Source organism: Xanthomonas hyacinthi (genome assembly GCF_009769165.1).
Classification (GTDB): Bacteria; Pseudomonadota; Gammaproteobacteria; order Xanthomonadales; family Xanthomonadaceae; genus Xanthomonas_A; species Xanthomonas_A hyacinthi.
In genome coordinates this window covers 2,301,775-2,314,970 of record NZ_CP043476.1, presented here as the reverse complement: position 1 = coordinate 2,314,970, position 13,196 = coordinate 2,301,775, and the positions used below count along the sequence as shown (strand labels likewise).

The window sequence follows — 13,196 nt, the reverse complement described above, 5'->3', positions numbered from 1 at the left end:
AGCAGCCGGCACCAGTACTCGGAGATCACAAGTAGCATCCCGCTTCAACCGTACACTGATCCGATTCCATTGCTGACCTTGCCAAGGGAACGCCTTCTCCACTCCAAGAAGAACAGCTTTATCAGCGTGTCCCGCATTACACCCGTTTGGCTCGAAAATAACCAACTTCGAGTCAGTTTGAAACCTACCAGTAAGTGTCCAAATTCTGTCATGCACTCCATCGGACGCCAGCACACGAGATATTTTGTATGCCCCTTCCGCAATGCACCACACGGCGAATTTAATTTCGCACCTGGACGGCGGCGCTGAGGCCGGCGCAGACTGAGATGACGTTGGCGCGCATGCCGCCATAAACGCCACCGAAATACATAAGAAAATTTTCCACGGAATTGCTTTCATCAGCGGCCTCCATTTCCAGCCGTCATACCTTTTGCACACTGATTGACATTTGTCGGAGCAGTAATTATTTCCCGGAGTGTCTGCTGGTTTGCTGGATTCCCCCGCTACCTGCATGCCACCGACTGCGAACTGCACGCGCATGTACTGATGAGCAACCACATGCACTTGCTCGCCGCGCCGCCGAAGGCTGGAAGAATCGGACAAATGATGCAGCGACTCGACCGCGGGTCCAGTTTCCCGGTCAATCTTGTTCAACGTGAACGCTCAGTATTGAAACCGCATCCATGATGGGTCGGATTGAGTATGGATGTAGCGGAGCAGTCCAGCGCATATCGCACCTCGCTCGATAAAGTCTTCAAAAACGGGCTACTCGCCGACATCAGCATTCACCGTTGCGCATGTCGCCCGAGGACCAGCAGGTCATCCACTCCCATGCTCGAAGGCATGATACCCAAGCACGATGCACGGCGGTTTGAGCGCAGCGGCGATCGCTGACCGAACATCACAACCCGACAACGACAAGGCCCGCCATGGACGGGCCTTGTGCTTCATGGGCGATCAGGAAGTGAACTTGGAACCGCTCCTAGTCAGACACAGGCTTGAAGTAATATCCCTCTTCAAAGAACCATGCCTTTTCGCGCTCACCCTCTTCAAGCAATCGATAAATCTCAAAGACATCCGCCCCCGCAGGAACATCTATTGAGTAAAGCCTTTCAGGGTTCGCCGACGAACCCTCGTAGGTGCATCCCAGCTTTTCCAACACAAGCCAGTGCGCCAAAAAGTCTTCATGCTTGCGTCCGGCCGGCAATTTAACCCGATAGGTAGAATGCCCGCCACGCGAAACTACTTCGGAAAAGACCAATCCACCATCTTCACTTGGCGAAGCAGAAAAAACATCTCCGCAACTGATGCCAAATGCATAAAACGGCGAGTTATCAAGAACAAAGTTGCCGTCTCCACGGGCAAGTGCATGCATTCTCTCAACAAGATGCTCGCCGCCTTCAGAGACAGGAAATTCCACCGTGACTCTTTGATTCATTACTTACCTCTGTCTTGGGGTTGCCACTCGTCCGGATTCCTCGCCCCCTTCTCTCGGTTGCAAGTTCTACAAGAATTCCCCTCATTCTCAGGGGAGTTGTCCCCCCCCCCCCCCGACTCTTCGGGTCAATGTGATCCCTTTCTCGTGAATTTGGCTGCCCCGGCTGATTTGTTGTCGGCTGGCCGCAGTATCGACAGGGTACACCTTCTTTTACCTCCTTGGTGTCTGGCGACTCTTGCGGGAAACGCTTGCCTTCGCCGGGTCCACCAGTCGAACCTCTTTTCCCATCGGTTCCAGGTTCACGGTCAGAAGTTTGACTTTCATTAGACTGAGTCAAATTCCTAATAGTTTCTTCCGGAATCTGTATTCCCGGCTGCGTGATTGTATTGACAATGGCGTTTTCGATGACTCGGTTTGCATAAAAGGTGAGAACATACAACTCATCTAAATGATTTCGAACCACGCCCGAGCAGTGATTATCAGCGCAAGCTACTTGCCTCCCGTCGGGATCGGCGAACTTATACGGGTTACTATTTGCATATCGATAACGATGAAACTGGCTAATCGGGCTAGTGCCGGCTACTTCGTGAGCGCGGACTTCGGCGACGACTACAAGCCGCTGGCGCAACTGTTCGACCAGGGTGCGGGCAGCTTCGTCCCGTTCCGGCCGGCGGCTTCCTGCAAGAGATCGATGCGGCCATTCCGTCCGACTACCGCCGACCGACACTCGCCGACGTGACCCGCACCTACGGCGCACACCTCGACGAAGCCGACAAGCCGTATTTCCTGGGCTGGCTGGACAACAACCTCACGCCGCCCAACCGCGTCAGCGACGCCAACCTCGACAAGACCAGGCGTTGCTTCGGGCAGCGCATCCGCGACATCTGCCAGCGCACCAACCAGAGTTCGCGCTGGACGGCCGATCCCAGCAAGGCGCGGGCGTTCGTCGCGCCGTTGGATCGGTAGAAGCACCGAGGCCCGCGTGAGCGGGCCTCGTTGCTTCTGTTCCAGTAGCCAGCATAGCGCCTATGCACCTGAGGGCACAGTTTTTCGTAGAGAAACCACGATTGCGCCAAGAACCGGAATGAATAACACAGCCAGTACTTGGCCAATCGTGTACGAAGATGACTTGTCGAAAATCATCCTATAAATATGATTTCCCATCAGGAAAATCCAAGATACAAACAAAACAACTGCAACAACGGTAACGCCACCGACAAAATGCCGGTTGGAGAACGCCCCTTCAGGAAATAAATTAACCAAAACTGCGGCAGCGAGCGACCACAAACACGTCTTTGCCATCACCCGCTCAATGCGCCCTTTAGCAAGTGTGGTCGCCACTTAATTCTCCTCACCAACGATCATGGGTGAACATCCTCTTTGTATTGTTTCCATTGCTGCTTGGCTTCAATTTCTTGTGCCGGCTGCTCACCGGGCTTCGCACTAAAAAGACCGTACGCCGCTTGACCAATGTCCACTTTTATCTCCATTCCAATGATCGCTCCAATCTTTGCGCTGAACTCGGTCGGCGATGGAGCGACCTGTGTTTCACTGCTAACACTCCCAGAGTCCTTCTTTAAGCCAAAAGCAAAACTCCCTTTCTCTTCGTGCTCTGTGAAGGGGACATTGTATCTACCCTGTTCACTGCGATTCGTGGATGGCGTCCAACCTGCTTGAACTTTATCTGCGACCACCACACCAAGAGATGGTCCACGACCTTCTTCAAAGGCGTACCCATCCATTGCGCCAGAAACGCCTACACCCATACTCATTGACCCTAATCCACCACCCAATTGAACTGCATTTGTCAGCTTTGCTTTCGCCTCCAACTGCAATCCCGCACTTACCTCTACCCGAAAAGCGTCCGCAATCATTCTCAATGATGCACGTCCATCCGGGTCAGTGAACTTGTAGGGATTGTTGAATGCGTAGGCATAGCGGTTGAAGAACCGCCAGTCTCCATTGCTGTAAGCGGTGACGGGATCAACGCTGAGGAAGCACCCGCACATCGGGTCGTAATAGCGCTGCTGCATGTACGTAAGGCCTGTCGCCGCATCCATGACATGCCCCGTATAACCAGGCCCATCCGTCAACGGGCGATTAAGCAAACTCCCATACGGCTCGTACTCGCTGCGCTCGATAATATTCCGGTCCTTGTCCGTCACCAGTACCACAGAACCCAGCCCATCCGTATGGACATACCGAACCGTCTGCGCCGAGGCGCTGAACACGACGAGCAATGAAATGGCCGCTGCAGCGGTGACGCGCAGCGCTGCCTTAACCACCCGAATTCTCAACATGACTCGTCCTTACACTTTTTGAATGATTGATTTCATTCACTAGAAGTATCAACATATGCACGATTAGCAGAGCTCTCAATATTGCCGATTAGAAGCATACTGTATCGCTACGACAACGCACCACCGCCACTTCGCCATTTCAGATAGATTTCGGAAATACTGCGTCCACTCGCTTGCACATCAACTTTTCGCTTGTTGACCAGGGCCGTCATCAAGACCGCAAGCATCGACTTCCCGCCTGGTTGCGTTTCGCTGAATCGCATGACCCGGCGTGTGGGACTTGCGGCCTTGCACGCATCCGGCGTGGCGCTGAACCATACGAAATGATCAGGCTTCCCCTGATATGGCTCCCTAAAGACCTCGATTTTGAGAATTTCATGCTTTGCCGCTCAATGGTTTGCGAGTGCTTCGGTTGAGTTTTTTGGGTATTAGGTGCCTTCAACAAGCCAAGCAAGATCAACCCTAGCGTTCTTACTTTCGTGACCTTCAACTCTTCGAAATGGATACAGACTTCAGTTTCATGACGCCGCCACTGCAGCCATCCACATAGAGCGTCGCTGGCACTTTGTTCTGCATGGCCATCAGCAATAGCGAGACCATCTCTTTCTGCATCGGCGCTCCTGGCTCGATAAGAAAGCGGTTGCCATTTCCGCAGTTCGCCCCTGATGGCAGCGTACCCTGCGTATCCACAAACAGGCCTTCCCCCACCCAACCCGTAGATAGACTGGCTATTGTTTGTCCGTCGATATTGTATGAGACAGCATAAACGTGCCCACAAGCAAAAAATATAACTATAAAAGCAATTGCCCTTAGCATTTTGCACCCCCTTTAAGGTCATTTATTGGAAAAATAGGCTCGCCGGCTAATTCTCAGCCAATACACATATCCCCATCATCGATCTTGAATTCACGTCAATCCCCTCAGTTGAGCAGCAATTGATACAGAAGCGGCACGATGGCGAATGCCGGCCGCTGGGCGTGGGCCACATCCGTCGCCTGGCTGCATGTTCCATCTGGCATGCACACCAGTACGCGGTACGCGTAGGTGCCTGAAGGCCTGGCCAGCGATGTCCAACTGGGATCGGCGCCTTCATAGACCGATGTCCACGTCACGCCATCCACGCTCTCTTCCACCACGTAGCGCGTTGCGCCACCAACCGCTGTCCAGTTCACGTAGTCCTTGACCGACGCCGTCTGCCCGAACGGCCAGTCGGCCTCGGCCACGAGACTGCCGCCTGGAAGAGGCCGGGCACGCGCACACGACGCTGGACACCGGCGGAGGGCGTGCGGCCACCGAAACGCCTGGCGCGCGCTGGGTCAACGTGGTGCTGGGCAACCTCAAACGCGCCATCAGCGGCGTGTATCACGCCATCGCTCAAGGCAAATACGCAAGACGCTATCTGGCCGAAGCCGCCTACCGCTTCAATCGCCGATTCCGCTTGCGCCAGATGCTGCCGCGACTTGCCACCGCCATGATGCGCTGCAAGCCTTGCCCAGAGACGGTTCTGCGCGCGGCAAGCAATTTTCATGGCTGAGGGTCAGGGCTAATCAGGACCCGCAATGACCACTGAATAAGTGAACCTGATCCTGAAGTTTGCTTTTGATTACTACAGCTTATGCCGCAATGCACTCTCCTCAAAATCCAGGGTTCCATTCTCCTTTTCTTCCATTATGTAGTCGAGAAATGGATGGATCGGCGTGCTACTCGGTATCTCGACCGCAATCAATCCAATATATTGATTGTACTCGGATTTGCATCCGAGATATTCCAAATGTGCTCGCACCTTCGCATTGGTTTCAGGATCCGCAAGGATCAGCCAAAAAGTTGATATTCCAGATGGCTTCAAAAGCTTCTTGAAACGCAGTTCCCCATCAATAGATTCGGCCTCGATCTCATCTTCGGAGCTGATTCCAGCCACATAAAATGGAATATTGTCGATGACAAAATTTCCATTCGGCAATAACCTTGACCACAATCCTTCCTGAGTCACCGGCGGATAGCCATCGGCATCTTGCTTTATATCAAAAACGACTTTCTTATGATCGACCATGCGATTCAACTTACTCTAATTTTTCACGCGGATTAGGCTTCGGAGTATCAGACATTTTTTGATTGCACTCGCGACAGGCATGAGCTGCATTTTCAGGCGAATTTGTTCCACCTTGGGATCGCGGAACAATATGGTCCGTTTGAGCTTCATTCTTCGGCGGAGTAACGCCGCGCTCGGATTTTTGAGCAGGCGTTGTCTTTACGCCACAATATTCACACGCCTTGCTGGCTCGCTCTGCCGCAGTTTCTTTCGTCGCTTTTGAGAACTTACCGCCCTCGACGTACTTAGACACCTTGGGTGCAGCTTTTTCTACTCCCTTCGCAACATCAGAAGCGTGTGCCGCAGCCCTGACCCCGGTGCCAAGCCCTGTGGCAAATGGTACCACCGCACCAACAACGTCGGCGCCAAGCGCAGTTCCACTGGTCCAACTCCAACCATTCTGAGAGATATCGTAGATGTCATACCCGATGAAGCCAATATCAGCAATCGTGTCGATGATTCGGCCATCAGGGTCTTTGAACTTGTACGGATTGTTCGCGGCATAGCAGTAGCGGCAGAAGTTCCATGCCGTGGTCGTGTCCACGCCGACCGCATCGACAGAGAGGAACACCCCCATCGGATCGTAATACCGCTGCTGCATATATGCCAGCCCCGTCGCCGCATCCATGACATGCCCCGTATAACCAGGCCCATCCGTCAACGGGCGATTAAGCAAACTCCCATACGGCTCGTACTCGCTGCGCTCGATAATATTCCGGTCCTTGTCCGTCACCAGTACCACAGAACCCAGCCCATCCGTATGGACATACCGAACCGTCTGCGCCGAGGCGCTGAACACGATGAGCAATGAAATGGCCGCTGCAGCGGTGACGCGCAGCGCTGCCTTAACCACCCGAATTCTCAACATGACTCGTCCTTACACTTTTTGAATGATTGATTTCATTCACTAGAAGTATCAACATATGCACGATTAGCAGAGCTCTCAATATTGCCGATTAGAAGCATACTGTATCGCTACGACAACGCACCACCGCCACTTCGCCATTTCAGATAGATTTCGGAAATACTGCGTCCACTCGCTTGCACATCAACTTTTCGCTTGTTGACCAGGGCCGTCATCAAGACCGCAAGCATCGACTTCCCGCCTGGTTGCGTTTCGCTGAATCGCATGACCCGGCGTGTGGGACTTGCGGCCTTGCACGCATCCGGCGTGGCGCTGAACCATACGAAATGATCAGGCTTCCCCTGATATGGCTCCCTAAAGACCTCGATTTTGAGAATTTCATGCTTTGCCGCTCAATGGTTTGCGAGTGCTTCGGTTGAGTTTTTTGGGTATTAGGTGCCTTCAACAAGCCAAGCAAGATCAACCCTAGCGTTCTTACTTTCGTGACCTTCAACTCTTCGAAATGGATACAGACTTCAGTTTCATGACGCCGCCACTGCAGCCATCCACATAGAGCGTCGCTGGCACTTTGTTCTGCATGGCCATCAGCAATAGCGAGACCATCTCTTTCTGCATCGGCGCTCCTGGCTCGATAAGAAAGCGGTTGCCATTTCCGCAGTTCGCCCCTGATGGCAGCGTACCCTGCGTATCCACAAACAGGCCTTCCCCCACCCAACCCGTAGATAGACTGGCTATTGTTTGTCCGTCGATATTGTATGAGACAGCATAAACGTGCCCACAAGCAAAAAATATAACTATAAAAGCAATTGCCCTTAGCATTTTGCACCCCCTTTAAGGTCATTTATTGGAAAAATAGGCTCGCCGGCTAATTCTCAGCCAATACACATATCCCCATCATCGATCTTGAATTCACGTCAATCCCCTCAGTTGAGCAGCAATTGATACAGAAGCGGCACGATGGCGAATGCCGGCCGCTGGGCGTGGGCCACATCCGTCGCCTGGCTGCATGTTCCATCTGGCATGCACACCAGTACGCGGTACGCGTAGGTGCCTGAAGGCCTGGCCAGCGATGTCCAACTGGGATCGGCGCCTTCATAGACCGATGTCCACGTCACGCCATCCACGCTCTCTTCCACCACGTAGCGCGTTGCGCCACCAACCGCTGTCCAGTTCACGTAGTCCTTGACCGACGCCGTCTGCCCGAACGGCCAGTCGGCCTCGGCCACGAGACTGCCGCCCAGCGTGATGTAGTCGGTCGCCTTGGCCTGACGCTGATTCTTCTGGTAACGCAGCGCTCCTGCCTGGTCGTACATCGAGCCGATGGTGCCGGCGCTTTGCCTCGCCAGGGTCCGGCGGCCGTAGCCGTCGTAGCGGTAGGTTTCCTTGCCCGTCGCCTCGCGCAGGCGATTACCGTAGTCGAAGACGTAGCCTTGGCCGTTCTTGTTCCTCAGATTGCCCTGCAGGTCATAGCTCATGCCGATGACGGTGCTACCGCTGCAATTGCCGGTCTTGACGTTGGTCAGCTGCCAATAGCCGTCGTAGCAGTAGTAGTGGTCGCGGCCCGGCGCCACGACGTGGATCAGGTTGTCGAGGACGTCGTAGCCATAGGTCGCGGTGCCGAACATCGGCGAGGCGGCCGAGGTCAGGCGATCCAGGCCGTCGTAGGCCATGGTGCGATTGCCGCGCTGGTTGCGTCCGGTCGCCCCGTCGCTGATGGCGGCCACGTTGCCGTTGGCATCGTAGTCGTAGCCGTCGCTCAGGAATGCCGTGCCGCCGTAGGCATCCTGACTCGTGTCGGGCAGCTGACGTGCATTCTGGGTCAGCGTGTGCACGATGCCGTTGCCGTAGGTGAACTGCTTGATCGCACCGTTGGGGGAGTAGCTCACCGCGGTCGCGTAGCTGCCTGCCTGCGTGGCTTGCCCCAAGGCGTTGGGTGCATAGTCGATGGTCTGTCCTGACGGATAACGATGCGCTGCCAGATGGCCATTGGCGTTGTAGCCATAGCCAATCGACCAGGTCTCGCCATCGGCCTGGCCCTGGCTTTCCCCCACCAGCAGGCGACGCTTGTTGTAGGCGTAGCTGTTATAGGTCGAGATGCCGTTGTTGATCGTGGTGATCTGCTTGACCTGGCCATCGGGCCAATAGGCCCAGCGCTGGTTGCCGTTGGCGTCCGGGAAGGTCAGTGCCGTGATTCGATTGCGCGCGTCATAGCTGCGATCGACACGACGACCAGATGCGAAGGCTGCATCGGCGTCGCAGGCTGTCGTACTGGGCAGCGATAGCCCGCTTGCCGTCCAGACGATGTTGCCGGCGGCGTCATAGCCGTTTGCGCTCGCGCCCGTCTCCGGTTCTATCGTCTTGCACAGCTGTTGGTAGCCGTCATACACGTAGCTGCGGGTCAGGGACACGCCGCCGCTGGCATCGCGGCGCCGGATCGACGTTGGTTTACCAAAAACATCGCGCGCGATCTCGGTGGTCGTGCCTTCCGGGTGCTGGATCCAGACCGGCACGTCATAGGCCGGTTGGTCGAAGACCTGGTAGCCAGTCAGCGTTTTGTTGCCGCGCGGATCGGTGATCCGCGTCTGGTTGCCCGACAAGTACTCAGTCACCATGGTCAACGTGCCCAACTCCGAGTCCTGCGAAACCGAAGTCTTCCGTCCCAACGCGTCGTAGTTGCTCCAAATGCCGGCGCTCAGCGCATCCGTGTATCCAGGATATGAGCTGAACGTCGTACGCCCCGCGTAGTCGTAAGAGAAACGCTGGTAACGACGGCTTGCATCCTGGTTCCCCGCATCGAACTCGTAGGTAATAACCGGCCGCCACAACGCATCAAAGTAGGTCACCTTGCGCGCGTCGCCAGTAGCGATCGTCTGCCGCCAGTGACCGGCTGACAGCCCATACTCTGCGGTCGCCACCTGCTCGAACGCCTGCGTGGTGGTGTTCCAAGCCGTGCTGTCGCCACCAGAATAAACGATGCTTGCCAGTCGGCCCATGGTGTCGTATCCATAGGTAGTGACGTAGCCATTCTCATCGGTAGCCGCGGTGATCCAGCCATTATCGTTAACCGTCGCCGATTTGGTCGCGCCATTTGGATAAGCGATCGACTGAGGGATACCACGCTTCCAAAACGACAGCGTAATCATATTGCCGTTGCCGTCCTTTAACGTAGCTATACTACCGTCGGCGTTGTAGGTCAGCGTCTGTTGCAGCTTACCAAAAGACTTAATGGTCAACGGCTGAGCATTGGCGCTATATGTCGTTTCCGATACCGTGATGCCATCCACGGTCGAGCTGGCTATCTGACCCAACACCCACTTTGAAGTATTGTCAGAGTAGGAAATTGTTTCAGTTTTAGTATAGTTCTGCGCCATCACTGTTAGCGGCGCAGCCTGCAAAAGACCTAGCGCAAATATAATCAGCAACCTCCCACTGATCGAGGAATTCATATATTTTCCGAATTAGTGCTGAAATCCCAAGGCATGGCGGTCTCAAGAATCAAGTGCAACACGTGATTTGAAGGCGAGGATTTCCTTCTCCATGGCCGCTGCCGGCGTGGCCCAGCCTAATGTCTGGCGAGGACGCCCATTCATCAGCTTGGCGACGTGATTGAGGTACTCCTGGCTCGCTTGCGACAAGTCCACGCCCTTGGGCAGGAACTGGCGCAGCAGGCCATTGGTGTTCTCGTTGCTGCCCCGCTGCCACGGCGCATACGGATCGGCGAACCACACGTCGATGTTCAACCGTCGCATCAGCTCCTCGTAACAGGTCAGTTCCGTTCCGCGGTCGTAGGTCAGGCTCTCGCGCAGGAAGGCCGGCAGCTTCTTCATCTGGCGAGTGAAGCCTTCCAGCGCGGCGTCCGCGGTGCAGCCATCCATCCTGCACAGCACCACGAAGCGTGTCTTGCGCTCGACCAGCGTGCCCACGCAGGACCGGTTGAACGCGCCCTTGATCAGGTCGCCCTCCCAATGCCCCGGCAGCAGGCGCTGTTCCACCGCTTCGGGCCGATGCACGATGCGCAGCTCCTCCGGTACCCAGGTGCGCGCCGCTGCTGTGGTGCGCCTGCGGCCTCGCGTGGGCTTGCTCTGGCGCAATGCATCGACCAGGGCCTGCTTCAGGCCGCCGCGCGGATGCGCGTAGATGGCCGCGTAGATCGTCTCGTGACTGACCCGCTGGCTGGCGTCGTCTGGATGCATGTCCCGCAGTGTGGCCGCGATCTGCTGCGGCGACCAGCGATCGAACACAAGACGGTCGTGGACGAACTCGAACAGCACCGCGCCCGCGATCAGCCTGCGTGCTCGTACGCTGCGCGATCGCCGCGATCGATACACCAGGGCTGCCGCATGCGCCGAGTACACGCCGCTGTCCAGACGCCGGATCTCGCGGCTCAGCGTCGATGCGCTACGCCCCAGGCGGCGACCGATCCCACGAAGACTCGTTCCCCGATCGCGTTCGACCTGAAGCACCGCGCGTTCCTCACTACTCAGATGACTGTACTGTCTTCCCATCGCAACACCCTACGCTCTGTGAGGTGTTGCACTTGGAAGTTGAGTCTGCCCATCATAAAACACCATTAAATTACCTTAAGGCCTAGGACTGCTACTTTTTGTCACGCTAGTGGGGCGCGCAAAGTTATCGAAGCTATTCACTAAGCTCTTGAACAGCACGCCCTGTTCCTCTGTAACAACGCTCTCTTCAGGCATGTTGGCGTTGGATAAATAGCTATCACCGCGAGGCTGAATACTGTAGCCAAATGATTCAGAGTAGGGGCCTGCTTTTGGCGAGTGATATGCATATTGAACGGTACGGCCAGCAGAAGTTCCATTCCAATTAAAGTCAACGCGCAACATCCTTCCTTCTGTCTGGTTGTATCTATTACCAAATGTGTATCGAGTGACCGATGAATCTGGGGAAGTCACAAGAACCTCTTTTGTTACTGGAGAATTCGCATTACAAACAATATTAGGAGCCCCCAGAAAACCAGGATAAACCTGACTCGGTGCCCAGCAGTGATTTGGCGGGCCATAAACATAGCTCCAAACCTCGCCTTGCGTGGGCAAGCCAGGCCCTGTCAACTTCTTCTGCAGGATCCGATAATTATATAAGACCTGAGGCTGGACTTCATAAGTTGGTGTATTAGCATAAAGGTTCTTGCACTCAGCCGGAACCCACGAACGTCCGTGCTTTGCGGCAACGACTGTAAATTCACCTAGTGCACCGCTAGGATGAATCATCGTGCCCTTACGACCCGAGGTATTGCCATACTGTGCGTTACTACCGCCCGAATTACATGCACCAGCACCATCGATAACAGATTGCTCCCCATACAGCTGGGACAAGGCATATTGCCAAACAGAGTTGTCCGGGAGACTGACCTTGATCAGCGCAGGCGTGCTGGAGTTCGAGTATTCATATCTCCATGTTCTTGTTCCGTCAGTAACACTCGTAATCGGCAACCCGGTTATATCGATTCGCCGCCCATCACTGGCAACGATGCTGATCAATTGCCAGCCGGACCATGTATAAGTCACGGTATTTCCGAAGCGATCCGTCACCGATGTCGGGAGAATCCAAATCTCATTTCTCCGAACCGGCTTACCGTAGCTATCAAGCAGGCTGCTTGCATAACGCGTCACTAAATGGTCAAAACGATACTTCGTCCCGTCCGGACGAATCATCGTGAATCCTTCGCCGGTGCCGGAACTGGACCCAGCTAAAGAGCTCAAACAACTGAATATGGAGGCGTCTTTCGTAGAAAGCGGATAAGCCGTTCCATCCTGAGGTGTGGGGAGTGCTGCAGGAGTTGCTTTTAAAATCTCCTGATCCCCTACCCCCGGAAGATATACATATGTTCCGTTCCACAAAATTTCGCTTGGATAACTCACTCCTTCCGAAGCACTCACACCCAAGGGAGCAAAGAACTGGGAACATCGGGTAGGCTCCCATCCAGAATTATTGGGAGACGAGTTTATTGCGAAAACGCCATGGATGTGAGGGACGTCAAGCTCCCAATCCTTAAAAGGTCGCGACGTTATCAAATTGCTTGAATTAACAACAAAACGCCGAGAGATAGAAACAGACAGTGTATTATTCCCCGGAATATCAATGTCTTTTTGAACAAATTCCAAATCCCCCATGTAAAGCCCAACCTTGTCTCCAAATAACTCGGAGCCCAATCCAGTTATCTGGCCACGCTCACGAATAACTTTCTCGTATTGGTCGGGGATCGTTTGCGCTGTGAGGTTGGACGCTAGAAAAAGCCACAAAGAAGCTGACGTCCATGTTACAAAAAACGACTGACTACGGCTTCGAACTCCTAGCATTCCCGCCCCCTCTCAGAAGATAAAAAATCAGCGCAGCGCCGCATCGGCAAAGCAAAACGTCCATGCGGATCACGCATGGGAGACCATCTACGGACTTCCGCGTCACAATCGGATAATTTCCCCCCGAGACCTCGGCGTTGCACCGAGGATGTCTCATTAATACAAGATGAAGATGTGGACGTCA

The 13,196-nt window shown here is 54.6% G+C and carries 13 protein-coding genes and 1 pseudogene; 3 read left to right on the top strand and 11 right to left on the bottom strand.

Annotated elements, in window-relative coordinates; all coding sequences use genetic code 11:
* Nucleotides 1–982 precede the first annotated feature (982 nt).
* A complete protein-coding gene (locus tag FZ025_RS10355) occupies nucleotides 983–1,438 on the bottom strand; it encodes a DUF4265 domain-containing protein (protein WP_104559066.1) in 456 nt (151 codons plus the stop codon).
* Nucleotides 1,439–1,988: 550 nt separating this feature from the next.
* Here FZ025_RS10355 and FZ025_RS10350 point away from each other — a divergent pair.
* A complete protein-coding gene (locus FZ025_RS10350; RefSeq protein ID WP_146093661.1) occupies nucleotides 1,989–2,177 on the top strand; it encodes a hypothetical protein in 189 nt (62 codons plus the stop codon).
* Nucleotides 2,117–2,404: a DUF6037 family protein gene (locus FZ025_RS10345; RefSeq protein ID WP_341873203.1), complete on the top strand. Its 288-nt coding sequence runs from the start codon at nucleotides 2,117–2,119 to the stop codon at nucleotides 2,402–2,404. The genes FZ025_RS10350 and FZ025_RS10345 overlap by 61 nt, the downstream gene beginning before the upstream one ends.
* A 60-nt stretch (nucleotides 2,405–2,464) precedes the next feature.
* Here the strand turns inward: FZ025_RS10345 and FZ025_RS10340 are convergent, their stop codons facing one another.
* The 4 genes from FZ025_RS10340 to FZ025_RS10325 all read right to left on the bottom strand — a co-directional run bounded on the left by FZ025_RS10340 (nucleotide 2,465) and on the right by FZ025_RS10325 (nucleotide 4,961).
* A complete protein-coding gene (locus tag FZ025_RS10340; protein ID WP_146093662.1) occupies nucleotides 2,465–2,779 on the bottom strand; it encodes a hypothetical protein in 315 nt (104 codons plus the stop codon).
* Between the two features lie 20 nt (nucleotides 2,780–2,799).
* The gene (locus FZ025_RS10335; RefSeq protein WP_158185550.1) at nucleotides 2,800–3,738 is read right to left on the bottom strand and encodes an RHS repeat domain-containing protein; all 939 of its coding nucleotides are present in this window, start codon (nucleotides 3,736–3,738) and stop codon (nucleotides 2,800–2,802) included.
* Between the two features lie 486 nt (nucleotides 3,739–4,224).
* A complete protein-coding gene (locus tag FZ025_RS10330; RefSeq protein WP_146093657.1) occupies nucleotides 4,225–4,554 on the bottom strand; it encodes a hypothetical protein in 330 nt (109 codons plus the stop codon).
* Nucleotides 4,555–4,658: 104 nt separating this feature from the next.
* Nucleotides 4,659–4,961 carry a hypothetical protein gene (locus tag FZ025_RS10325; RefSeq protein ID WP_104559065.1) on the bottom strand — a complete coding sequence of 101 codons (303 nt, stop codon included), beginning with the start codon at nucleotides 4,959–4,961 and terminating at the stop codon, nucleotides 4,659–4,661.
* A gap of 8 nt (nucleotides 4,962–4,969) precedes the next feature.
* Between FZ025_RS10325 and FZ025_RS10320 the strand changes: the two are divergent.
* Nucleotides 4,970–5,272, top strand: a pseudogene (locus FZ025_RS10320) (transposase); the annotation flags it as partial.
* Nucleotides 5,273–5,344: 72 nt separating this feature from the next.
* Here FZ025_RS10320 and FZ025_RS10315 read toward each other — a convergent pair.
* The 6 genes from FZ025_RS10315 to FZ025_RS10290 all read right to left on the bottom strand — a co-directional run bounded on the left by FZ025_RS10315 (nucleotide 5,345) and on the right by FZ025_RS10290 (nucleotide 12,826).
* Nucleotides 5,345–5,788 (bottom strand): DUF4265 domain-containing protein, encoded by a 444-nt coding sequence (locus FZ025_RS10315; protein WP_046981473.1) that lies wholly within the window; start codon nucleotides 5,786–5,788, stop codon nucleotides 5,345–5,347.
* A gap of 10 nt (nucleotides 5,789–5,798) precedes the next feature.
* Nucleotides 5,799–6,695, bottom strand: a complete 897-nt coding sequence (locus FZ025_RS10310) for an RHS repeat-associated core domain-containing protein (protein ID WP_158185549.1) — start codon at nucleotides 6,693–6,695, stop codon at nucleotides 5,799–5,801.
* A gap of 486 nt (nucleotides 6,696–7,181) precedes the next feature.
* Nucleotides 7,182–7,511 carry a hypothetical protein gene (locus FZ025_RS10305; protein WP_146093657.1) on the bottom strand — a complete coding sequence of 110 codons (330 nt, stop codon included), beginning with the start codon at nucleotides 7,509–7,511 and terminating at the stop codon, nucleotides 7,182–7,184.
* A gap of 104 nt (nucleotides 7,512–7,615) precedes the next feature.
* Complete coding sequence (locus FZ025_RS10300) at nucleotides 7,616–10,138, bottom strand: RHS repeat domain-containing protein (RefSeq protein ID WP_104559063.1); 2,523 nt, start codon at nucleotides 10,136–10,138, stop codon at nucleotides 7,616–7,618.
* 42 nt (nucleotides 10,139–10,180) lie between these two features.
* Nucleotides 10,181–11,197, bottom strand: a complete 1,017-nt coding sequence (locus tag FZ025_RS10295) for an IS30 family transposase (RefSeq protein WP_158185509.1) — start codon at nucleotides 11,195–11,197, stop codon at nucleotides 10,181–10,183.
* 75 nt (nucleotides 11,198–11,272) lie between these two features.
* Nucleotides 11,273–12,826: a hypothetical protein gene (locus FZ025_RS10290; RefSeq protein ID WP_146093615.1), complete on the bottom strand. Its 1,554-nt coding sequence runs from the start codon at nucleotides 12,824–12,826 to the stop codon at nucleotides 11,273–11,275.
* Between the last annotated feature and the right edge of the window lie 370 nt (nucleotides 12,827–13,196).

Bases quoted from the DNA above. Each gene is read 5' to 3' on its own strand.
- FZ025_RS10315 (WP_046981473.1), bottom strand. From the start codon at position 5,788: ATGGTCGATCATAAGAAAGTCGTTTTTGATATAAAGCAAGATGCCGAT.
- FZ025_RS10310 (WP_158185549.1), bottom strand. From the start codon at position 6,695: ATGTTGAGAATTCGGGTGGTTAAGGCAGCGCTGCGCGTCACCGCTGCA.
- FZ025_RS10335 (WP_158185550.1), bottom strand. From the start codon at position 3,738: ATGTTGAGAATTCGGGTGGTTAAGGCAGCGCTGCGCGTCACCGCTGCA.
- FZ025_RS10295 (WP_158185509.1), bottom strand. From the start codon at position 11,197: ATGGGAAGACAGTACAGTCATCTGAGTAGTGAGGAACGCGCGGTGCTT.
- FZ025_RS10350 (WP_146093661.1), top strand. From the start codon at position 1,989: ATGAAACTGGCTAATCGGGCTAGTGCCGGCTACTTCGTGAGCGCGGAC.
- FZ025_RS10305 (WP_146093657.1), bottom strand. From the start codon at position 7,511: ATGCTAAGGGCAATTGCTTTTATAGTTATATTTTTTGCTTGTGGGCAC.
- FZ025_RS10330 (WP_146093657.1), bottom strand. From the start codon at position 4,554: ATGCTAAGGGCAATTGCTTTTATAGTTATATTTTTTGCTTGTGGGCAC.
- FZ025_RS10290 (WP_146093615.1), bottom strand. From the start codon at position 12,826: ATGGGGGATTTGGAATTTGTTCAAAAAGACATTGATATTCCGGGGAAT.
- FZ025_RS10355 (WP_104559066.1), bottom strand. From the start codon at position 1,438: ATGAATCAAAGAGTCACGGTGGAATTTCCTGTCTCTGAAGGCGGCGAG.
- FZ025_RS10300 (WP_104559063.1), bottom strand. From the start codon at position 10,138: ATGAATTCCTCGATCAGTGGGAGGTTGCTGATTATATTTGCGCTAGGT.